This is a genomic window from Armatimonadota bacterium (assembly GCA_037138755.1).
Classification (GTDB): domain Bacteria; phylum Armatimonadota; class Fimbriimonadia; order Fimbriimonadales; family Fimbriimonadaceae; genus Fimbriimonas.
Genome location: JBAXHT010000003.1, coordinates 39246 through 61163, shown reverse-complemented (window position 1 = coordinate 61163; position 21918 = coordinate 39246). Strand labels below are relative to the sequence as shown.

The 21918-nt window shown below is 55.5% G+C and carries 21 protein-coding genes; 9 read left to right on the top strand and 12 right to left on the bottom strand.

Annotated elements, in window-relative coordinates:
* Positions 1-71: 71 nt before the first annotated feature.
* Complete coding sequence (dnaK, locus tag WCK51_12580) at positions 72-1955, bottom strand: molecular chaperone DnaK (protein MEI7577721.1); 1884 nt, start codon at positions 1953-1955, stop codon at positions 72-74.
* A 120-nt stretch (positions 1956-2075) separates the two neighbouring features.
* On the opposite strand from dnaK, the gene WCK51_12575 reads away from it, so the two are divergent.
* The 4 genes from WCK51_12575 (at position 2076) to WCK51_12560 (ending at position 5932) form a co-directional block, all read left to right on the top strand.
* Complete coding sequence (locus tag WCK51_12575; GenBank protein ID MEI7577720.1) at positions 2076-2870, top strand: serine O-acetyltransferase; 795 nt, start codon at positions 2076-2078, stop codon at positions 2868-2870.
* The gene (gene cysK, locus WCK51_12570; GenBank protein ID MEI7577719.1) at positions 2867-3784 is read left to right on the top strand and encodes a cysteine synthase A; all 918 of its coding nucleotides are present in this window, start codon (positions 2867-2869) and stop codon (positions 3782-3784) included. The genes WCK51_12575 and cysK overlap by 4 nt, the downstream gene beginning before the upstream one ends.
* Positions 3785-3813: 29 nt before the next feature.
* Complete coding sequence (locus tag WCK51_12565; GenBank protein MEI7577718.1) at positions 3814-4449, top strand: hypothetical protein; 636 nt, start codon at positions 3814-3816, stop codon at positions 4447-4449.
* A gap of 82 nt (positions 4450-4531) precedes the next feature.
* A complete protein-coding gene (locus tag WCK51_12560; GenBank protein MEI7577717.1) occupies positions 4532-5932 on the top strand; it encodes an alpha-glucosidase/alpha-galactosidase in 1401 nt (466 codons plus the stop codon).
* Here WCK51_12560 and WCK51_12555 read toward each other — a convergent pair.
* The 3 genes from WCK51_12555 to WCK51_12545 are packed head-to-tail and all read right to left on the bottom strand — an operon-like array spanning position 5929 to position 9589.
* Entirely contained in the window at positions 5929-6468 is a 540-nt protein-coding gene (locus WCK51_12555) for a carboxymuconolactone decarboxylase family protein (GenBank protein MEI7577716.1), read from the bottom strand. The two genes, WCK51_12560 and WCK51_12555, sit on opposite strands and share 4 nt — an antisense overlap.
* Before the next feature lie 10 nt (positions 6469-6478).
* Positions 6479-7222, bottom strand: a complete 744-nt coding sequence (locus tag WCK51_12550; protein ID MEI7577715.1) for an SIMPL domain-containing protein — start codon at positions 7220-7222, stop codon at positions 6479-6481.
* Between the two features lie 51 nt (positions 7223-7273).
* On the bottom strand, positions 7274-9589 hold the full coding sequence (locus WCK51_12545) for an arginine--tRNA ligase (GenBank protein MEI7577714.1): 2316 nt from the start codon (positions 9587-9589) through the stop codon (positions 7274-7276).
* A 177-nt stretch (positions 9590-9766) separates the two neighbouring features.
* Between WCK51_12545 and WCK51_12540 the strand changes: the two genes are divergently transcribed.
* Positions 9767-9970 (top strand): hypothetical protein, encoded by a 204-nt coding sequence (locus WCK51_12540; protein ID MEI7577713.1) that lies wholly within the window; start codon positions 9767-9769, stop codon positions 9968-9970.
* On the opposite strand, the gene alaS is transcribed toward WCK51_12540, so the two are convergent.
* From alaS to WCK51_12520, 4 genes are all read right to left on the bottom strand, one after another.
* Positions 9930-12632, bottom strand: a complete 2703-nt coding sequence (gene alaS / locus WCK51_12535) for an alanine--tRNA ligase (protein ID MEI7577712.1) — start codon at positions 12630-12632, stop codon at positions 9930-9932. The genes WCK51_12540 and alaS overlap by 41 nt on opposite strands.
* A gap of 747 nt (positions 12633-13379) precedes the next feature.
* Positions 13380-13724 (bottom strand): prepilin-type N-terminal cleavage/methylation domain-containing protein, encoded by a 345-nt coding sequence (locus WCK51_12530; protein ID MEI7577711.1) that lies wholly within the window; start codon positions 13722-13724, stop codon positions 13380-13382.
* 89 nt (positions 13725-13813) lie between these two features.
* The gene (locus WCK51_12525) at positions 13814-14167 is read right to left on the bottom strand and encodes a prepilin-type N-terminal cleavage/methylation domain-containing protein (GenBank protein ID MEI7577710.1); all 354 of its coding nucleotides are present in this window, start codon (positions 14165-14167) and stop codon (positions 13814-13816) included.
* A gap of 173 nt (positions 14168-14340) precedes the next feature.
* Positions 14341-14694 carry a prepilin-type N-terminal cleavage/methylation domain-containing protein gene (locus tag WCK51_12520; GenBank protein MEI7577709.1) on the bottom strand — a complete coding sequence of 118 codons (354 nt, stop codon included), beginning with the start codon at positions 14692-14694 and terminating at the stop codon, positions 14341-14343.
* 237 nt (positions 14695-14931) lie between these two features.
* On the opposite strand from WCK51_12520, the gene WCK51_12515 reads away from it, so the two are divergent.
* Genes WCK51_12515 through WCK51_12505 form a run of 3 tightly spaced genes read left to right on the top strand, consistent with a single transcriptional unit; the run spans position 14932 to position 17579 of the window.
* Complete coding sequence (locus tag WCK51_12515) at positions 14932-15774, top strand: M48 family metalloprotease (protein MEI7577708.1); 843 nt, start codon at positions 14932-14934, stop codon at positions 15772-15774.
* A gap of 5 nt (positions 15775-15779) precedes the next feature.
* On the top strand, positions 15780-15998 hold the full coding sequence (locus tag WCK51_12510; GenBank protein MEI7577707.1) for a DUF1232 domain-containing protein: 219 nt from the start codon (positions 15780-15782) through the stop codon (positions 15996-15998).
* Between the two features lie 12 nt (positions 15999-16010).
* Positions 16011-17579: a diguanylate cyclase gene (locus tag WCK51_12505; GenBank protein MEI7577706.1), complete on the top strand. Its 1569-nt coding sequence runs from the start codon at positions 16011-16013 to the stop codon at positions 17577-17579.
* On the opposite strand, the gene pth is transcribed toward WCK51_12505, so the two are convergent.
* The 4 genes from pth to WCK51_12485 are packed head-to-tail and all read right to left on the bottom strand — an operon-like array spanning position 17576 to position 20587.
* Positions 17576-18172, bottom strand: a complete 597-nt coding sequence (gene pth / locus WCK51_12500; GenBank protein ID MEI7577705.1) for an aminoacyl-tRNA hydrolase — start codon at positions 18170-18172, stop codon at positions 17576-17578. The two genes, WCK51_12505 and pth, sit on opposite strands and share 4 nt — an antisense overlap.
* A complete protein-coding gene (gene uppP / locus WCK51_12495) occupies positions 18141-19070 on the bottom strand; it encodes an undecaprenyl-diphosphatase UppP (protein MEI7577704.1) in 930 nt (309 codons plus the stop codon). Before uppP ends, pth begins: the two co-directional genes overlap by 32 nt.
* Complete coding sequence (locus WCK51_12490) at positions 19071-20099, bottom strand: MraY family glycosyltransferase (protein MEI7577703.1); 1029 nt, start codon at positions 20097-20099, stop codon at positions 19071-19073.
* Positions 20096-20587 carry a cytidine/deoxycytidylate deaminase family protein gene (locus WCK51_12485; GenBank protein ID MEI7577702.1) on the bottom strand — a complete coding sequence of 164 codons (492 nt, stop codon included), beginning with the start codon at positions 20585-20587 and terminating at the stop codon, positions 20096-20098. Before WCK51_12485 ends, WCK51_12490 begins: the two co-directional genes overlap by 4 nt.
* A gap of 19 nt (positions 20588-20606) precedes the next feature.
* On the opposite strand from WCK51_12485, the gene WCK51_12480 reads away from it, so the two are divergent.
* On the top strand, positions 20607-21845 hold the full coding sequence (locus tag WCK51_12480; protein MEI7577701.1) for a glycoside hydrolase family 2 TIM barrel-domain containing protein: 1239 nt from the start codon (positions 20607-20609) through the stop codon (positions 21843-21845).
* Positions 21846-21918: the final 73 nt, after the last annotated feature.

The window sequence follows — 21918 nt, the reverse complement described above, 5'->3', positions numbered from 1 at the left end:
TGCGCGACCCGAACAGTAAACAGCCCCCAGCTAAGCGCTGAGGGCTGAGGGCAGACCGCTAATGGCTGTCCTTACTTTTCTTCTTTAAACTCGGCGTCGATGACTTCTTCGCCGTCAGTAGCCGTGTTTTCAGAAACTCCGCCTTCGGCTCCGGAAGCTGCGTACAACTTCTCAGCAATCGAGTGAGAAAGCTGTTCGAGGTCGGCGTAGGTGGTCTTGATTTCTTCTTCAAATCCACTCACGACCGCCTTTCGAACGGCCTCGATCTTCTCGGTTGCCGATTGTCTCGTCGCCTCGTCGATCTTGTCACCTGCATCTCGAAGTGTCTTCTCGGTCTGGGAGGCAAGGCTGTCGGCCTTGTTCTTCAACTCGGCGAGTTCTTGGAATTGCTGGTCAGCTTCGGCGTTCATTTCGGCCTCTCGAACCATTCGCTCAATCTCATCACGGTTCAGGTTGCCCGAACCAGTGATCGTGATCGACTGCTTGGCACCGGTTCCTTTCTCCTGCGCGCTAACATGCAGGATTCCGTTGGCGTCGATATCAAAGGTGACTTCGATCTGCGGAACCCGGGCCGGTGCAGGCGGGATTCCGGCGAGGTGGAAGCGTCCGAGCGATTTGTTGTCGCGAGCCATTGGTCGCTCACCCTGAAGGATGTGGATTTCGACCTCCGGCTGGTTATCCGCGGCAGTTGTGTAAACCCGGCTCTTCTTAGTTGGAATCGTGGTGTTTCGGTCGATCAGCTTGTCGAAAATTCCGCCTTGGGTCTCGACACCCAGCGACAGCGGGGTGACGTCGAGGAGAACGATGTTCTTGACTTCTCCGCCAAGGACTCCGGCCTGGATGGCCGCGCCGATGGCAACGACTTCGTCCGGGTTAACCGAGCGATTCGGCTCTTTGCCGGTGAGCTTCTTGACCAGGTCTTGAACCTGGGGCATTCGTGAGGAGCCGCCAACCATGATGATTTCGTCGACTTCGCCGGCCTTAATCTTTGCGTCTTCGAGCGCTTGGTTGAATGGCTTCTTGACTCGGTCCATCAAGTCGCTGGTCAGCTCTTCGAACTTCGCACGGGTCATGGAGTAGTCGAGGTGCTTCGGCTCGTTGTCAACCGCCGTGACGTACGGAAGGTTGATCTGAGTCGACATTTGGCTCGAGAGCTCAATCTTTGCTCGCTCTGCAGCCTCACGAAGTCGCTGGACGGCCGCACGATCCTTTAGAAGATCGACGCCCTGGTCCTTCTTGAACTCCGCAGCAAGCCAGTCAACGATCTTATTGTCGAAGTCGTCTCCGCCAAGGTGGCTATCGCCACTGGTCGAGCGAACTTCAAAAACGCCTTCGCCGACGTCGAGGACGGAGACGTCGAACGTTCCTCCACCAAGGTCGAAGACCAGAATGGTCTCATTAGCCTTCTTATCGAGCCCGTAGGCCAGAGAAGCAGCGGTTGGCTCGTTGATGATTCGCAGAACTTTGAGTCCGGCGATCTCCCCGGCGTTCTTGGTTGCGGTTCGCTGAGCGTCGTTGAAGTAAGCGGGAACAGTGATGACCGCCTGGTCGACCGTTTCACCGAGATACGATTCCGCGTCAGTCTTCAGCTTCTGAAGAATCATTGCCGAAACCTCTTCGGGGGTTAGCTCCTTATCGAGAGCGGGCACATAGGCAACCGTCTGCCCGTTCTTCCCGGCTTTGAGTTTGTAGCTGATTCGGCTCTGCTCGCCGGAGACTTCGCTGAATTGGTGGCCGATGAATCGCTTGATCGACGAAATTGTATTGTCCGGATTTACCACCGCTTGTCGCTTTGCAGTAACGCCCACGAGGCGCTCTCCATTCTGCTTAAAGCCGACGACGGATGGGCAGGTTCGGGAGCCTTCGGCCGTTGCGATAACGACTGGCTCACCGCCCTCCATGACGGCGACGACGCTGTTGGTAGTTCCTAAGTCAATTCCTACTGTTTTTCCCATGTTGGCTCTTACTTACTATTATGGCGTTAAACCATTTGAGTCTTAGACACTCAAGTAGGTATACGATAAGAATACCTTGGACGTTGCGACGGGTTCCACTTTCCTGCGACGGGCGGTACGATGAAGTCGTATTTCAGGACAATGAGCGAAACCGACTACACCCAGCAGTTTATCGAGATCGCTCATGCGAGTCGGCCGCTGCTGTCGCTAAAGCACACGTCGGAGCAGTGGGTTGGACAAGTGCTCTCTGCGCTTTTTCCTGAACTCTGCAAGAGTGCGGACTGTGAGGACAAAGTTGTGCGCGAGCGACTTGAATCAATATCGCAGTTAACCGAATCGCTCTCGAAACTGGTTCAGCTGCCCACTCTGAGACCTGAATCACTCTTTGCTTCACTTTTGCAGATCAGGGAAAGTCTCGTGCTGGATGCCAATGCGATTCTCCTTGGTGATCCGGCCGCAACAACGCTTGACGAAATCATTCTCTCCTATCCTGGCTTTCTTGCGACCGCCCACTACCGGCTTGCTCACTTCCTTCATCTGCAAGGATTCAAGCTCGTCCCTCGAATCATCACCGAGAAGGCCCACCGAGAGACTGGAATCGATATTCATCCGGGCGCCCAGATTGGCGAAAGGTTTTTCATCGACCATGGCACGGGAGTTGTGATTGGTGAAACAACGGTCATTGGCTCCGGCGTAAAACTTTATCAAGGCGTGACCCTCGGCGCACTTTCGATTTCGAAGGAAATGGCGAAATCGAAACGCCATCCCACCATCGAAGACGATGTTCTGATTTACGCTAATGCAACGATTCTCGGCGGCGAGACTGTCATCGGTCGTGGCTCGATCATCGGTGGAAACGCCTGGATCACCGAATCCGTCGCCCCTGGCTCCTTTGTGAAATACAACCCAAAATGAAATACAACAGCATCCTCGAAGCAATCGGCAACACTCCGCACGTGCGGCTCAACCGGCTTTTTGGGGATCGATGTAACGTCTTCATGAAGCTCGAGCGGCAGAATCCGGGCGGATCGATCAAAGATCGAATCGCGCTCGCCATGATCGAAGCGGCGGAGGCGGATGGGTCGCTCAAGCCGGGAACCACGATTATTGAGCCGACTTCGGGCAACACCGGAATCGGCCTCGCTCTGGTTGCGGCGGTCAAAGGATACAAGTTGATCCTTGTGATGCCCGAGTCGATGTCCATCGAGAGGCGCAAAATCATGTCGGCGTACGGGGCAACCTTCGATCTGACTCCGAAGGAGAAAGGAATGAAGGGCGCGATCGAGCGGGCCAAAGAGCTTGCCGCCGAAACGCCCAATAGCTGGATTCCCCAGCAGTTCGAGAACCCGGCCAACATCGAAGTCCACCACCGAACGACGGCGGCCGAGATTCTGGCTGACTTCCCAGACGGTCTTGATGCGATCATCACCGGAGTCGGAACGGGCGGACACATCACCGGCGTTGCCGAGGTTTTGAAGCCCCAGTTCCCTTCTCTCCAGGTCTTTGCCGTGGAGCCAGCCAAGTCCCCGGTGATCTCGGGTGGAGCCCCTTCGCCCCACCGGCTCCAGGGAATCGGAGCCGGGTTCGTCCCGGCAAACCTCCATACCGATACTCTCGACGGAGTGATCCAGATTGAGGAAGCCGAGGCATTTGAATACGCTCGACGGGCAGCAGCAGAGGAAGGCATCTTCATCGGCATCTCGTCGGGAGCGTCTTTGGCGGCGGTGGCCAAGAAGCTTCCCGAACTCCCGGACGGAGCGACGGTGCTTACCTTCTGCTATGACACGGGCGAGAGATACCTATCCATTGATGATCTTTTTACGGCGTAGTTCCAGATCAGGAAGAAGGGCTACCATTAATGATCCGAAACACACATCTTGCGCTCGCAAACCTTGAATCAGGATTGTTCTTTTTAAGAGATAGCGTGGCCGCCATAGAATTCAAAGTCGACCAATTTCAAAGGTCATCGGGGTGCAGACGTGACATCCTAACTTTGTTTGACGCTGAAAACCATGCCCCAATGCTTGGACTCGAACCACGAGAACTAGCACTAATTGAACCTGCATTTGCCTGGTTCACTGTATCGATCTGTAGCTATATACGGCTTCAAGGATTTATGAAAGCGGAGCAGGATAGAGAGTTCGACTGGCTTGAAAGCACTCCGCAACCAACCAGCTCCCAAAAACAAATGCTCAAGGCAAGGTGCGCTTCCTCCCTAAAAGATGTCGAAGAAGTCGAAACCTTGAGGAGATGGAGAGGAAAGGTCTATGCACATTTCGCGTTGGTGGACCCATACAAGGAGGATGACTTAGCAATGATGGCGTTCTCGATAATGCCTCAGGTGGGCTACTCAAACGGCAGATTTCGAGTCGGAACAACTCGCGTTCTTCAGCTTGGTGGGGAATCAGCGCTTCCGGAATGGTCTTTGACGGAGATGAGCGAAAGAATAGCACCACTTCTAGGATGGAATGAGGGCGAGAGGACTGTCGATTGATGATCTTTTCACGGTCTAGCATCCATTTTTCGACTGCAAACTAGGCGCGTTTCAACGGTGGCGGTTAAACTTTGCATTCATTATGAGTGCCGCCACTGAATCGCACCTCGACCATAGCAAAGCCGACGAGCGCAATGGACTTCCGGGTTCGATGCCTCGCAAAGTCAACGTCCTGATGATGGGCGCCGGGAGCTTCTTTACGAACTCTGTGCTTCGCGATGTCGTCCTGATCCCCGATAACCAAGGCGGCGAACTGCGCCTGTGCGATATCGACGGGGCTCGGCTTCAGCTTCAGATGACCCTGATGCAGAAGCTGATCGATACGGTGGGTCAAAGCGACAAATGGAAGCTTGTAGGCTCGACCAATCGGCGCGAGTTGATGACGGGCATCGACTATGTCGTCAACTCCATCGAAGTCAGCGGAACTGAATGCGTTCGGTTCGATAACGACATCCCACTCGAGTTCGGCATTAGCCAGAACATCGGCGACACTCTTGGTCCCGGCGGCCTCATGAAGGGGATGCGGACGATTCCGGTTTACCTCGACATCCTGCGCGACATGCGCGAGCTTTGCCCCAAGGCGATCATGCTCAACTACACCAATCCCATGAGCATGATGATTCTTGCCGGAGCTCGGGCGGTGCCGGAGATTCAGCAGATCGGCCTTTGCCACTCGGTCCAGGGGACTTCACGAATGCTGGCTGGCTTCGCCGAAGTTCCCTACGAACAGGTTCAGTGGCAATGTGCAGGAATCAACCACCTCGCCTGGTTCACGGAGTTCAACGGTCCAGACAGAAAGTCACTCTATCCCAAGCTCATGGAGATGGCGGCGGATCGATCGTCGGATTTCGCCACCAAGGAACCCGTGCGAAGCGACATGATGCTCCACTTTGGAGCGTTCATCACCGAGTCAAGCGGCCACCTTTCCGAGTACCTTCCCTACTACCGCAAGCGCAAGGACCTTCTTGATAAGTACACCGATACCGGCTACCGTGGCGAGGAGTCGTTCTACGCCAACAACTGGCCCACATGGCGCAAGACGGCGGATGAGAACCGTGACAAGATGATCTCCGGCGAGAAGGAGCTTGACCTCAAGCGGTCGTTCGAATACGGTGCCTGGATCATCGAGTCCATCGAGAAGAACGCTCCCATCGTCGTCTACGGAAACGTTGCCCCGAACCAGGGGTTGATCTCAAACCTCCCTCATGATGGCTGCGTTGAGGTTGCCTGCTTGATCAACCATAACGGGATCCAGCCCACGAAGTTTGGCCGCCTCCCTTCGCAAATGGCGGCGATCTGCGACTCAAACATGCGCTACTTCGACCTCGCCGCAGACGCGGCGGTGCAAAAGTCGAAGCAGCATGCCGAGTGGGCGCTGATGCTCGACCCATTGACTTCGGCCGTGTGCTGCCCGGCAGAGATCCGCGAGCTTACGAAGCGACTCTTCGATGCTGAAGCACAGTTCTTACCTGGCTTTAACTAGCTACGAGGGCTCAGGTACCCCTGTTTCGCCAGGCGCTCGCCCATCGCTGCGTACGCTTCGATACCTTCCGGTGCGTACGTGGCGAGGCCTTCAACATAGCGGTTGTACATCGAGAAAGCGGCAGCAATGAGGACGGTGTCGTGGATCGCCTTATCATCAGCCCCGGCGTCGCGTGCTTGCTGGACCAAGTGGTCCGGAGTTGGGGTGACCCTCCCACGAACGTGTTCGGCAATTGCCAACAAAGCTGACAGTTTCGCGTCAAGTTTAGAGTAATCCCCTGCTAAGACCGAATCAACGATGTCCGAATCCTCGCCCCAGTGCGAACGCGCGGCTGCGGCATGTGACATCGTGCAGAACTTGCACTTGTTGCCAGCCGACACCATCGTGGCGATTGTCTCTCGCTCGGCAGAAGTGAGGCTCGACGGCCCTCTCAGTAAGGTCTCCGCCAGGTTGAGGAGGATATTCCCGGTTTCGGGAAAGCTTGTGAGCAGTCCCCCGATGCCGGGATAATCGTTCTTAAGTGCGACGTGAGCCATTTTTCGTGAACTACTTCACACCGAACGTGACCGTCACAACCGCCGAAATCGACTTCTCTTTCGAGGTCAAGTCGTTGAAACCTGAGTCATAGATTTCAAAGTCGTAGCGCGGAGTGATCTGCAACGGGGCCATGCGGACACCGCGAACATCGCCAACTCCGGCGCCAGACTTACTAGCGACTTCTTCAGCTCGCTTACGGGCGTCTTCAGCGGCTAACCCAAGAATTTCGCGCTTGACGTCACCGATCTTGGTGTAGAAGAACTGCGGTGTCTCGCTGACCAGCGGAACGCCTTGGGCGATGAGGTCGGTTGACTCGCGGCTAATCTGCTCGACTTCGTTGACCTTTGTCGATCGCACCGTGACAGCCTGGGAGACGTCGTAGCCTTTGATCGAACGGTAGCCGCCGTTGTCGTATCCGCCTTCCTTCTTTTCTTCGTAGAGCGCGGTTGTCTGGACCGCACCGATGACGATCTCTTTCTCGCTCAAGCCCTTGCTCTTTAAGTAATCCGTCAGCTTGCCGATCGCCGTTTTGACCGCCGAGTAGCCATTTCCCATGGTATCCGAACGATAAGAGATGCGCCCCGTCCAGGCGATCATATCGCTGTCGATGTCCTTGCGGGCGGAGCCAGTGACTTTGATCTCGCCGCCTCCGCGAGCGCGCACGACGGCGTTGCCGAGGAGCATGGTCGAGGCGATCACCGCAAAGGCGATGATTCCGGTTCCGATAAGACTACGATTTGGATTTTCTGACATTGAGTTTCCTGTCTTACGGGACGCACGAAGATGGTGATTCGTTTCGGGGGTTTACATCCGCTCCGGAGCGCTGACGCCAAGCAAATCGAGCGTTTCTTTGAGCGCCTTCTTCGTCGCCTCGCAAAGCTGAACTCTGGCCGCGGTCAAAGCGGCATCTTCGGAGATGACTTTGCAATCGCCGTAGAAGCCGTGGAAAGCCCGGGCGAGCTCGATGGCGTAGGTGGTGAGGCGGTGGACGCCGTAGTCCTCGGCGGCGCGGCTGACTTCGTTGGGGAGGTCGGCGATGCGCTTGATAAGGGTTTTCTCTTTGGGGTGGGTGAGGAGCGCGAGGTTGGCGTCGCCTTGCTCGCCAGCTTTTTCGAGGATCGAGCAGATTCGGGCGTGGGCGTACTGGACGTAGAAGACAGGGTTCTCGTCGGACTGCTTCTCGGCGAGGTCGAGGTCGAAGTCGAACGTGGTGTCGTGTGAGCGCATCAGATAGAAGAAGCGGGCAACGTCCTTGCCGGACTCAAGTTTTTCTTGCTCCGTTCCTTCTGGTTTTAGCTTCTCGCCTATTTCGCGCATGAGGTCGATGAGGGCGTAGATGTTGCCGTCCCGCTTTCGCATCGGGGCAGGCTTCCCTTCCTTCATGAAGCGGACGAGTTGGTAGATCTGGACTTCTAGTTTCTCGCGGGCTTCTTTCAGCGCCTTCTGGCAAGCGGCTTTCTCGTTTTCGTCGCGGTAGAGCTTGGCGTCGAACTCGTCTGGGCAGGGCTCGCCGAGTTCGCTTGGCTCCAGGAGCATGGCGGCGACGACGGCGGTGAGGCGGCCGATGTAGCCGTGGTGGTCGGGGCCGAGGATGGTGATCAATTTGTCCGCTCCGGCTGGGCGGTTGAACTTGTCTTTGTGATATGCAACATCGCTGGCGATGTAGGTAAGGCGACCGTCTTTGCGGAGAAGGACGCGGTCCATGTCGTCGCCGAGCTTGGTGGAGCGGAGCCAAAGGGTTTCACCTTCGGCGGTGGCTTCGGCCTGCTGGACTTCCCCTTCGTCGTCGACATCGGCGGTTTGGGATTCGATGATCACATCCTCGATCTTTCCGCCTTTGGCTAACTTGAGCTTGGTCCGGGTGGGGTCGGTGTTGGCGATTCCTTTGGCGGCGAGAGATTTGATTTCGTCGGCAACGGTTCCGACGTCGTGGAGGGATTGCTCGGAGAACCAGGTGTCGTAGGTGACACCGAAGGCCGCGAGTGCAGACCGCTGAGCCTCGATCATCAGACGTTCCGAAGCACGTTGCAACCCGATGTTTGCTACGTGCTGTGGGACGGAGTATTCATACCACTGAGCGGCTGGATCAGTGCCATGTCGCTCTTCGACGTCTCCAGAGAAGCCATCCTTAACGACTCCAAGGGACCCTAGCTTGCGATCAACCTGGTTGAAGAACCCTCGCGCAGATTCAATTGTCAGCTGATCGACTAACGAACTCAGCCCAGCGTGGCTCCATCCTGCCCCGCCAAGATGAAGCCACTCGCCATTCTTGGACTTACCTAGGGTGATTGTGGGAGACGACGTTTGCGCGATCGCGAATGCACAGAAGCCAGCAATCTCGTGGATGGTCGTAGCGTTTTGCACGAAACTCACCTCGGCTAGGGATTTGGCAACTTCGTGAACATAATCACCTTTGTATCCCTTTTCTGGAACCTCCTGACCTCGACCTAGCGCACGCACCGACTCCGCGAATAGCCTCATCTGCTCCGAGTTGACGCCGTCGTTGATGTAGTACTCGCGGTGGACGGTGTGACCGGCGGCTTCGAAGATGTTGCAGAGGGTGGAGCCGTAGGCGGCACCTCGACCGGAGCCGATGGTGATGGGGCCGTTGGGGTTGACGGAGACGAATTCGACGTTGATCTTGAGCGGGTTCTCGACCGGGCTCTGCTTGGCGAGGTCACCTTCACCCAGGGCGTTGATGACGCCGACGTGGGAGGCGACGTACTCAGGGTTCAGCGTGAGGTTTATGAAGCCGGGGCCAGCGACTTCGATTTTGTCGAAGAGTTCGTAGGACAGCTCGTACATGATGGTCTTCGTTGTGAAACTGATCGTATCCTCGGACACAATCGGATCGCTATCGACACCGCTTTTCTCCGAGTACGCCACATCGCCTCGATAGGTCGACAGCGGTTCCACCAACAACTCGGCGAATTCGCGCGGGTTCTTCCCGGCTACCTTGCTCGCGGACATGGCGATGTTGCAGGCGAAGTCGCCATGATCGGGGTTTTTGGGGTCGGCAATTTCGATACGAACGTCTAGAACCTCCTTTGGCAGGCGGCCTTGCTCAACGAGCTGGGTCAAGGCGGCGCGGAAGACGGAGGCAAGGAAGGTTCGTAGCAAGGCAGTAGTTTACTTCGTCAGGTTGGATGTCAGAAGTCGGAAGTTGGAGGCGGTCGAACGGCTCGGGGCGCGCGTTCGCATCAGGCAGTCCCACATACTAGCGGCAGGCTTCCGACTTTCGAGTTCACCCTGCCTTCAATGGCATGAATCTTGCAGCTGTCATCCATCGGGTTAACGATGTTGAAACTGGTGGTTGCGGTGATGGTTTTGGTTCCGGCAGGAGCGCGGGCGGATGCTCCGGCGATGTTCGGATCAATGGCTCCTCGTGAGTCTCAATCGTTAGAGCCGGCTTCTTTGGCGGCTCTGACGGTTGGAGTTGGCGGCTTGATCCGGGTTCGGCTTAGGAAAGCTGATCGGTTAGGATCGCGGCGGCGGCGCTAAGGGCTTCTTCGACTTTGGTGGCGTCTCGGCCACCCGCGGTTGCAAACGCGGCTTGACCGCCTCCACCACCACCCGCGATCTTCGCGACTTCGCGCAGGATGTTCCCCGCATGGGCTCCCTTGGCTAGGGCGTCGGGGCCGACTTTGCACATGAACGTGATCTTTTCGCCGACGACAGCTCCGAGGGTCACCTGGGCGGGTTTCCCGTTGGCCTCGTTGTCAATAGCTTGGGACGCCACCTTTTGGTCGGCGTCGCCGAAGTTTTTCACCCAGAGCTCGATGCCGTTAATGTTGGTGGTTTCTTGCTTTGTGCTTTCTCCACTCATCGCGGCCATTTCGGCTTTCTCTCGCTTCTTGCGCTCTTCTTTGAGCTGTTCAAGGGTCTTTTCGACGGCTTGGACAATCTCTTTGGGGTTCGTCTTGAGGAGGGCGGCGGCTTCTTTGAGGTCGCTCTGCTGCTGGTTGACGAGGGCGTACGCGGCCTCGCCGCAGACGGCTTCGATTCGGCGGACTCCGCTGGCGGCGCTGCTTTCGCTGACAATTTTGAAGAGGCCGATTTCGCCGGTGGTGCGCACGTGGGTTCCTCCGCAGAGCTCTTTGCTGAACTCGCCGATCTCGACCATGCGGACTTTGTCGCCGTATTTTTCGCCGAAGAGGGCCATTGCGCCTTTGGCTTTCGCTTCGGCGATGGGGAGGTCGGCGTAGGTTGTTACGGTCGTGTTTTTGAGGATTTCTTCGTTGACCGTTTGCTCAACCTTAGCGATCTCTTCTTGGGAGAGGGCTTTGCCGTGGGTGAAGTCGAAGCGGAGGTTGTCGGGGCCGTTATAGCTTCCCGCCTGGTTCACGCTGGTTCCGAGGTGGTGACGGAGGGCGGCTTGGAGGAGGTGGGTCGCGGTATGGTGCCGCTGAGTTTTGCTCCTGCGTGGGCTTTCGACTCGCACTTCCACGTCGTTTCCGAGGAGCCATTCCATGTTCTCACCTTCGATGTCATGCCAGAAGATGCCTGCGCTTTTGGTGGTGTTGGTGACGCGGTAGCTACCGATAATGCCAGTGTCGCCGGTTTGTCCGCCGCTTTCGGCGTAGAAGGGGGTTCGGTCGAGGGCAACTTTGGCTTTGCCGGGGGCGGTGTGGCGGATTCTTGTGACACTGCTCACTGACTCGGTAGCGGAGTAGCCGAGGAATTCGGTGGTGTCAGGGGCGTCTTCGGTTTTGAGTTCCTCGGTGGCTTCAAGGTCGCCGTAGGCGGACTTGTCGCCCTGCGCGCCTCGGCTGCGCTCTTGGGCTTCCTGCATGGCTCGGTTGAAGCCGTCGAGGTCGACAGAGATTCCCGCCTCTGCGCAGAGTTCTTGGGTGACTTCGAGGGGGAATCCGAAGGTGTCGTAGAGTTGGAAGGCCGTGGGGCCGGAGAGGACGGATTGGCCCGATAAATCCGAGATGGCTTCTTCGAGGAGTTCAGAACCTCGTTTGAGAGTGCGTCGGAACAGCTCTTCCTCGCTCTTGAGAGTTTCTACGATGATGTCTTTTCGTTCAGCGAGCTCCTTATAGTGACCACCGAAGGTCTCGAACACTGCGTCGGCGACGTTGTGCATGAAGAGGTCGTTGAAGCCGAGGGTGCGTTGGCCTTTGAGGACAGCGCGGCGGATGAGTCGGCGCAGGACGTAGCCTCGACCGTTGTTGGCAGGAAGGATTCCGTCGGCGATACAGAAGCAGGCCGTGCGGATGTGGTCGGCGATGATTCGGCGGGCGGCGGTGACTGCCTCACCCCCCAACCCCCTCTCCACTTGTGGAGAGGGGGAGCAAAGCTCGTCCAACTTGGCGAAGATCGCTGAAAAGGCGTCGGTGTCGTAGACGGATTTGTAGCCGTTCAGGACGGCGACGGTTCGTTCGATGCCCATTCCGGTGTCGATGCCGTTGAACGGGAGGTTGGGCATGCCGGTTTTGATCCAGCCGCTATCGCTCTCGGTTCCCTGCCACTCGTATTGGATGAAGACGTCGTTCCAGATTTCCAGCCAGTTCTTGGCGGCGTCATCGGCCAACCAGTCTTCGGTGGTGTAAGGGGCTGACGGAGGATCGCCAGCGCCTTGCCAGTAGAACATCTCGGAGTTAGGGCCGCAGGGGCCGGGGGGACCTTTGGTGAAGGAGCCGGCGGGCCAGTAGTTTGTTTCGTCACCGAGCTTAAAGATACGGACCGAGGGATCGAGTCCGGCGGCGGTGAGGTGAGCGGACCAGAAGTCATAGGCTTCCTGATCATCTTCAAAGACGGTGAAAGAGAGCCGCGACGGATCAAGGCCGAGCCATTCGGAGGAAGTCAGGAACTCCCAGGAGTAATCGATGGCCTCCTTCTTAAAGTAGTCGCCGAACGAGAAGTTGCCGAGCATCTCGAAGAAGGTGAGGTGGCTGTCGTCGCCAACTTCGTCGATGTCACCGGTTCGCACACACTTTTGGGCGGTCGTCAGCCGCTTTTGAGGCGGAGTTGCGACACCTCGGAAGTAGGGCTTGAACTGCACCATGCCCGCGCCGTTGAAAAGGAGGCTCTCGTCCAGGCGTCCGGTGACGTCGTAGGGAATGAGCGAGCCAGAGTCGTGGATCATGTGGCCCTTCGAGGCGAAAAACCGCAGATATTTCTCGCGCAGCTCTCGGACGGTCACAATCGGTCGGGACATGCTCTATAGTTTGGCACTTTGGGGGTTTTCGGTTCTCGGTTTGCGGAAGGCGCCGAGGGCAAGACGTGCGCAGTATCGGAATTCGCGCCGATACAACGAACTGGATCACCAACTTTGCCGAGGAGATATGTACCCTGTTGCGGGCAGATTGGGCAAACTCGGATGTACGAAGGAATCACGTCAACCAGAGTAACCTCGGCTCCCTTTTGCGCCTTGTTGTCCATTGTCCATTGCTCTTTCGCCGATTCCAGTTGGACAAGTTGACTGATACAACGAGAACGCGCACTGCCAACATCCCGAATGTTAGCGCGCCGAAGGTCGAAAATTTGATTTCCCACGATGCCCCAAACGAATACGGCAAGTAGTAGCAATACCGGACGGACAAAAATCTTCATGGGAGAACGTGCGGGGTTTCGTAGCCCACTTGGATGCACTTCGGGTTGCGACCCAGCTTGCCGAGAACATAAATACCACCCTCTGGGCAAGTTGGTTTGTTCTTGATGTATGGGCCTACAATGTCTCCCCAAACCATCTGTGCACCTTCCTTTTTGTAGTGGTCTATACCCCACTGTTCTTTTGCGGAGAGGATTTGGGCCAAATTGGCGACGCAGCAGCGCTTCCTGGAGTTCTCCCTAGAATTTCCAAACCTTGTTTGCGTCAACAGGCCTTCGGGAACAATTTGAGGAACACCGATAGCGGTAACCCCGAGAATGAGAGCAAAAATGACATTGCTCTTGATGTTCGTTCTCATGGCAGCGCGTGCAACTCGGGAGCTGCCGACAGGGTGCAGGAAGCCTTGGTGCCCACAGCATTCACGGAATACGTTCCGCCCGCCGGACAAGACGGCGATGTTCTGATATGCAACCCAGGGCCGATGATGTCGGAGAGCATACAAGCATCTCCAGTTGACTTCTTGTTCTCGGTCGCCCACTGCTCTTTCGCAGTTTCTAGCTGGATCATGTTGCTGATACAGGTCTTTTGTCTCGCCCGTACACGGGCATTTACAAAATTCGGAATCGCAACTGCCGCCAACACACCCATGATCAAGACCGCGATCATGATTTCCATCAAGGTGTAGGCGCGTTGCCGCATACCTAGTTATCGGTGCCAGAAGTTCCAAACTCCACAAAAACAAAAACCTCGACCACACACGGCCGAGGTTTTTATGCTTGAAAACGAAGTTATGGAAGGACGTGCAAGTCAGGCGCCGCGGACTTGGTGCAGCTGGGGTTTGTACCGATGACGGCAACGGTGTATGTACCACCCGCTGGGCAGGTTGGGAACGACTTAAGATAGTTCGGAGCAACGTCGGTAGATGCGCAAGCATCACCGTTGGCTTTCCTTTGGTCCATTGCCCACTGCTCTTTTGCCGAGTTGATTTGCTTCAGGTTCGTGATACAAGTCTGGCGGCGAGCCGACTCTCGAGCTTTCACAAAGTTGGGAACCGCGATTGCGGCAAGAATCCCGATGATCAGGACGACGATCATAATTTCGACGAGGGTGAAGCCCCGGTTTTGTTTGTTGTTTCGTTTCATAGCGCTCATTAATTTCCTCTCAGTTCCGCGTGCATTGATCGCTCCTGCCGAGTGGTATTAACCTTCCGTAAGAGTCGTTCCATATCCGCCAAGCTGAGCCCACTCATTCATCGAAAATCCTCAACCAAGAATCTTGGTTGAGGACTTCTGTTGTTGTAAGATCCCGGTGGAGCTTACGGAAGCACGTGGAGGTCAGGCGCTGCCGACTTGGTGCAACTTGGGTTGGTTCCGATGACCGCAACGGTATAGGTACCGCCAGCTGGGCATACAGGGAAGGACTTGATGTAGGCAGGAGCAACGTCGGTCGAAGCGCAAGCGTCTCCGCTGGTCTTCCTTTGGTCCATTGCCCACTGCTCTTTCGCCGAGTTGATCTGCGTCAGGTTACCGATACAGGTCTGGCGTCGAGCCGATTCTCGTGCCTTCACGAAGTTAGGGACGGCGATCGCAGCGAGAATCCCGATAATAAGGACCACGATCATAATTTCGACGAGGGTAAAGCCTCGGTTTTTCTTGTTGTTTCGCTTCATAGTTGGTTTTTCATCACCCAGTCTGATCCGGGATGCTCCCAAGCAAAGTGTTGGTTCCTTACCGCGCAGTCTTTAGGTTTAGGCTGAATTACCAGGTTTGCCTTTTTACTGAACGAATCGAATTTTCACCCTGCGATAGAAATATCATTGGCTCCGCTACTCCGAGACTTTACAGAATTTCTCGCAACATCTCTTTAGAAGCCTTGTGGCTGGGTTGCACGTCGTAAAATGGACACTATGAGATTTCTTGCACTTCCACTTGTTCTCGCCGGAATGGTCAGTGGAGCTACCGCCCAAATGTTCAAGCCTTCCAAGGAGGAGCAAATCAAAGCGGGTGCCGAGTATGCGGCCGAGCTCCGAAAGAAGGAGAAAATTCTTCCTGAGAGCGATCCAAGGGTCAAGTTATTGCGACAGGTCGGCCAACAAATCCTGGATACTCGCTCGGCCGCAGAGAAGAAGAGCGAACCTTGGGTCTTTACATTTGATGTGATTGACTCCAAAGAAGTGAACGCGTTTGCGATCCCGGGTGGGCCTATCTTTTTCTATACCGGGTTGATCGACAAGTTTCAGACGATTGATGAGCTGGCCGGAGTCATGGGGCACGAGATTATTCATATTCGCCGAGAGCACTGGGCTAGCGCAGTGAACTCGGCTCAAGAGAAAGAGGCTGGATTGCTAATTTTAGGTTCAATCTTTGGAGTTAGACAGCAACAGATGACTGTGCTACAGGCGATAAAGCAAATTGGCGTCGACGTTGCAAACGGACGTGGCCAGGAAAGGGAGTCGGATGAGTACGGATTCCGCCACGTCGTGCAGGCCGGCTACAACCCTGAAGGGATGGCTCGAGTCTTCGAGATGTTTAGGGCAATGAAAGGAGCGGGGTCCGGTCCAGAGTGGCTTTCGACCCACCCAGACGACGTTAACCGAATCAAGAAGATTCGGACCCTTGCCGCGGATACTCTGAAGAAAAACCCGGGTCGAAGTTATCCTGCGCTACGACCATTGCCTTTTGAGACCGAGGCTATGCGCCAGGCCAAAATCCCCAAGGGTGTAACGCCCAAGTCTGGCGGCAAGTCTTAAAGAGTGTGAACCGTGGTGTTCGGCTCGCGGAAGCCGCTCGGAATCCGAAGAACCCCAAGGGCGTCCGCATCGCGGCAGCCTTAGGTGTTCTGTACATACTGTTCCCTTTCGACTTCTTGCCTGACCTGATGCCGGTCGTTGGCTGGATCGATGACTTGCTCGTAATTGTCGGCGTGGTTGCATACATCCTTGGGCAAAGGAAGAAGTCGCTAGAAACCCGGTAAGCCTCCCTAGCCATGAATCGATGGTTCATGGCAACTGCTAAGCGGATGCCCGAACAGCACGAACAAGCCCTTGCCGATGGAAAGCTCGCACTTGAGCTGAGCAGTCGCGTACCACATCGTGCGATTGAACTCGCGAAGTCTGCGATTGAGTTTTCGAATCCGGGTGATTACCAAACATCAGCCTACGCCCTGGCGGCTTTCGGCTCAGCCTATGCCTGCCTCGGAAGACGGGAGGACGCGCTCAAGCATCTTCATGACGCGATGAGTGTCGCCTTTGAACTCAGGCTTACCTACGTGATGGGAAGAATCCACCAGACTCGCGGCTGGCTGTCGCTTGAGGAAGGCAAACCGGTTGAGGCATTCGGTGACTGGCAGAGCGCGCTGGAGTACTTCCGTCAAGTTCGGGATATGAGAGGGATTGCTTGGATCCTGATGCATTACGCTGAGAGTTATTCGGCTTTAGGCTTGTTGGACCATGCCATTCGTTGCCGGATTAGTGCGTTGGAAATTGTGGACCAATTGGGGGATCGTGAGTCTGAAGACGACCTTCGAGTCTCGCTTGCACAGGTTTACGTGAGGCGGGCGTGGGCTCGGCAACAGCTTCAAGAGTCCGGTTACGCGCTGGTCGACGCACAGATCGCCACGTCCCTGCTGCTCAAGATTCTTGAACACAGATCAACGGAACTCTCCCCAGGATCGTACGAATCGGCCTTCCGGACTCTGGGGGAGGCATTTATTCTGCAGGATCGACCATCCGAGGCATTGGCAAATCTTAAGCAGGCTGCCGAGGCTTCGACCCGGCTCGGAGGATTTCGCACGGAGGCTCGAATTCAAGGTCTCATTGGTTACACCAAATTCATGCTGGATGACTTTTTGAGCGCGAAGGACCTTATCGCGGCGGCGATTATCCACGCACCAGATTCGACATCTGCCGAAGACCTTGCCAGCCTCCATCGGTGGCTCGCCGAGGCATGTGAAAGTTCAGGAGATCATCAAGGCGCCATGCGGGCGCTTTGGAAGGCACTGGAGTTTGATCAGCGCATCCAGTTACAGCGATCTGACTATTGGGCGCACATGCACGACTTCACGATTGGACTAAACGAGACCCTCCTGGATGAGTCTCAAGTGATGTTGCATGAAACCGGCTGGACCTACTCGGAAGACCAAGTCAAGGCTCACGTCGGGCATCTCGCGCTGATTGCAAATGTAGATTCTCAGACAGGCGCATTGAATCGAACGGAATTCGTGTCACGAATGAAGTCGCTGGGCTCTCCGACAGTCGCGGTGTTCGACGTGCGCAATCTCGACGTGATCAACGGCCGATTTGGTCGGAAAGTTGGTGACGAGGTCTTATCGCGGGTCGCTTCGGCAATCTCCGTTGGTCTACCCGCTGGATCGCTTGTTGGCCGATACTCAGGTTCCGAGTTCATCGTAGCTTCGAATGACATCTCACCCGAACGGTTCGAGAATGCACTTGCCTCGATTGAAGGCTTCCCTTGGATGGCGGTTGATCCGGACTTGGTCGTGCGCGTTGACTTGCGTTTTGTCAGACCCGACAAGCCCTTCCTGCTCGCAAGCTAGCCTTCGTTAACAACGTTTTGCGCTCTTTCGAACCCCTGTTCGACGAGGACCTCAATTCCACGTACGGCTTTCTTGAGAAGCTGTTGGATGTCAACTCGTTCTTCAGGATGGAACTTTGAGAGAACGAAGTCGATGGTATCTTCCTTTCGACTCGAATCGATGCCGAACCGGAGCCGAGGATACTCCTCGGTGCCGATCAACGCCTTCACGCTCTTGTGCCCGTTATGCCCAGCAGCGCCTCCTTTGGGTTTGAGTTGGAGCCGTCCAAGCGGAAGATCGAGTTCGTCAGCGATGATAAGGAGGCGGTCAGGTTTAAGCCGATGCTCTTTAAGCAGAGGAGCAACCGCTTGTCCACTGAGATTCATGAAGGTCATCGGCTTAACCAAACACACACCTGATCCTTCGATGACGCCCAGTCCGTAGCGAGATTTGTGCTTAGCTTTGTCAAGTTTGATCCCGTGCTTCTCGGCCACCGCATCGATGACTTCGAACCCGATGTTGTGACGTGTTCCCGAGTATTCAGGACCGGGATTGCCAAGACCGACAATCAGCCACTCGACATCAACGGGCGCGGGCGATTTTTTGCGAAACATCTTGGGTTAGGTCAGGAGTCTGCAACTGACGATGAGCAGTTACCTTTTCTGTTGTCGACTTTTTGTTCAGTTCGGGATTCGGATCCCACTTCCCTGTCGCGCACATGACGAGCACGAATGCACCGAGAGCAACACGGTAACCGACAAAAGGAACAACACCACGTTTCTGGATGAATCCCATCAGCCATTTGATACAGACATAGCCAACAGCGAAGCTTGCTACCGTCGCTACCAAAGTAGGCACTACGAGATTTGCTTCCCTAAGGTGCTTCACTTCTTTAACACCTTCATAGGCTCCTGCCAGCGCAATGGCCGGAACAGACATCAAGAAAGAGAGCCTAGCCGCCGAGGCTCGGTCGAACCCACCGAGGAGGGCTCCAGAGATCGTAGAGCCGCTACGGCTCATACCCGGTATGAGGGCAATGCATTGCCACAAACCGATCAGGACTCCATCGCGGTTACTGACAGACTCGGCACCTCGGGACTGTGTGGCTCGCTTCTCTGCTAAAACCATGATGAGACCCATCACGATGAGGGAGCTTCCGATCACCCACAGTGAACGAAAAGGGCCCTCGATGTACTTATGAAGAGCCAATCCTACGATTGAGATAATCGCGGTTGCAATTACGACTGCCCAGCCGGTCCTCACCTCGACCGTGTCTTTCGGTCCGCCCATCAAAGACTTGACCCAGGCTGTGGCAGCCCTGGAAAGATCACTCCAGAAGTAGAGAACAACCGCCAAGATAGCACCAAGTTGAATGATGGCGGTGAACTCGGTAGCGGGCTTCTCCCACCCAAAAACATAAGGAACCAGATAAATGTGGGCCGTCGAAGAGACCGGAATGAACTCAGTAGCTCCTTCGACGACGCCGTAAACGATTGCTTGTAGAATATCCATCTATTTCGCGCCAAAAACCCTGATCACTAGGAGTCCGGCTGTACAGAGTACCGCCGCAGCGATGTATAGCACCCATACTGTCTGCCGCTGGGAGAGGCCTCGTGCCAGAAGCTCGTGGTGCATGTGCCGCTTATCAGCTTGGGTGATCGGCACTTTGTTTTTGATGCGCCGCACAACGACATTCATCGCGTCGATGAGCGGGAGCCCAAAAATGAGAAGCGGCATAAAGATCGCGGCGGCGGCGGCAGTTTTGAGAGTCCCGACAACGCTGAGGCAAGCAAGCGTGAAGCCGAGCACATAGGCGCCTCCCGTACCCATGAAGATTTTAGCTGGGTTGTAGTTGTGTCGCAGGAATCCAAGCGAGGACCCCGCCACAGCAGCGGCAAGAATTGCAACCCGGGGCTGAGCACCGAAAACCGCGATGAGCGAAAGCGTAGCCCCGGCGATGGTTGCGATCCCCGCAGTCAGACCATCGATCCCATCAATCGTATCCATCGTCTTTGTCACGACAAAGATGTAGATGGCAGTAAGCGGTATCGCCGCCCAAGCTAGCCAGATGTATTGGTTGGTAAACGGCATCTCAAAGCCGTAGATATGGACCCGCGAGAGCTTCCAATCCTCGGGATTGTTATAGAAAAACTGGATCGCGACGCCAGCCAAAAAAAGGATTCCAGCTTGAAGTTTGGCCTTGTATTGGTAAAGATCGTCCAGGGCACCAACGAGCATGAGAATCCCGCCGATCAACAGAATTCCAATGACGTAGGGTTTTAGCGGCTGGCCACTGATGACAAATGCTGAGATCACAGAAAGCAGAATTCCGGCGTAGATCGCGAGGCCGCCCCAACGAGGGATCGGCTCGGTGTGAACCCTTCGATCGTCTCGGGTCGGGTCGTCCACGGCGCCCTTGTGGATCGCAAGTTTGCGCACGTAGGGCGTCAGAACATAGCTGACGATCAGTGCAATGATCCCCGCAATGAACGGCTGCTTCATGCCCTTCAGGGAGTCCTGCAGGGCTGCGATGAAGATCAAAGAGTCACCTTGACGAGTTCTTTTGCCACGTAGCGATAGAGCTCCATTCCCGATTCGCGGAACAGTTCAAGTGAGAATTCATCCGGGTAGTCACCTTCATAAATCACTCGCTCAATTCCGGCATTGATGAGCATCTTCGCGCACATGTTGCACGGCTGGCAGGTGACGTAGATTGTGCTGCCTTGGCACGGAGTTCCGATCATGGCCGCGGAGAGCAACGCATTTTGTTCTGCATGAAGTGCCCGGATGCAGTGTCCAGCCTTCAAACAACCCTGGGGCCAGTCGGTGCTTCCACCCTGCTCAGGGCAGTGGGAGATTCCTCTCGGAGCGCCATTATAGCCAGTGGCGAGGATTCTGCGGTCCTTCACTAGAACCGCCCCAACTGAACGCCGGGGGCAAGTAGCCCGAGTTGCCACAAGATGGGCAATCTCCATGAAATAGGTATCCCAACTCGGCCGCTCCTGCATTCCCATATGATTATGAAACATGAGCGGCTAGAATGAACCTATGCTCCTCTTCGCAGCTTTGGCTCTTGCTCTGCAACAGTCCGCTGGACCCATCAAAGTTTCAATAGTGAAGACGCCTGCCGGGTACCAGCTGATGCGCGGAACCCAGAAGTATTTCGTCAAAGGTGTCGGCGGAACGATCAAAATGAAACAGCTCAAAGAAGCCGGAGGTAACTCCATGCGCACTTGGGGAACCGAGAAGGTCGCAGAGGAGCTTGACGAGGCCCATAAAAGGGGAATCTCGATCATGGTCGGGATATGGCTGGGGCACAAGAATTACTTTGACTACAAGAACCCAAAGCAGGTCGCTGAGCAGTATGAGTCGGTCAAGAAAGATATTCTGCGATTGAAAGACAAACCAGCGGTCCTTGTGTGGGGACTTGGGAACGAGATGGAAATCGGAAACGATATCCCTGAAACTTGGAAGGCGATCGAAGACCTCGCAAAACTGGCGAAGCAATTGGATCCGAATCACCCAACTTCAACCGTGATTGCCGACTTCGACACAAAGAAGATTGCAAACATCCGCAAGTATTGCCCGTCCATTGATGTTTTGGGCATCAACAGTTACGGCGGCCTCGCCACGGTCCCCAGGCGACTCAAAGAGGCCGGCTGGACTAAGCCTTACATCGTCACGGAATTTGGTCCAATTGGACCCTGGGAATCGAAAAAAACTGCTTGGGGAGCCGCTTACGAACCAACTTCCACCGAAAAAGCCAAGAAGTACGCAAGCGACTACCAGAAGTCGGTTCGCTCTCAGCAGGGTTGGTGCCTCGGTTCCTACGCGTTCCTCTGGGGAGACAAGCAGGAAGAAACTCCGACTTGGTTCGGAATGTATTTGCCAACTGGCGAGAGAACTGAAGCAGTCGACGTCATGATTCGAGCCTGGAGCGGGCACTTGCCCCACAACTGCGCTCCCGAAATCGACTCGTTCGAACTCGACATAAAGGGTCAAGAAGTCTCACCGGGTTCGACCTTCAGCGCAAATGTCAGTTATCACGATCCAGACTCGAAAAGCCTTAAAGTCCGATGGGAAGTCCGCGACGAAACTCCCGAGCGTAAACACGACGGACAAGGCGAGAAAACAGGCGCAATCGTCCAAGGTGGCTGGCAAGTCGCCGAAGGCGGGAAGCTAGAAGCCAAGGTCCCAGGCCTCCCTGGCCGGTATCGGCTGTACGTCTATATAAATGATGACAAGGGCTCGGCGGCCTGCGGGAACTGGCCGTTCAAGGTGAAGTAGCCGAGTTGGTGAAGATCATCGAACCGTCTTTGGGTTCAACGATTATTCGCTTCCCTCTAACCCTGCGCCACTG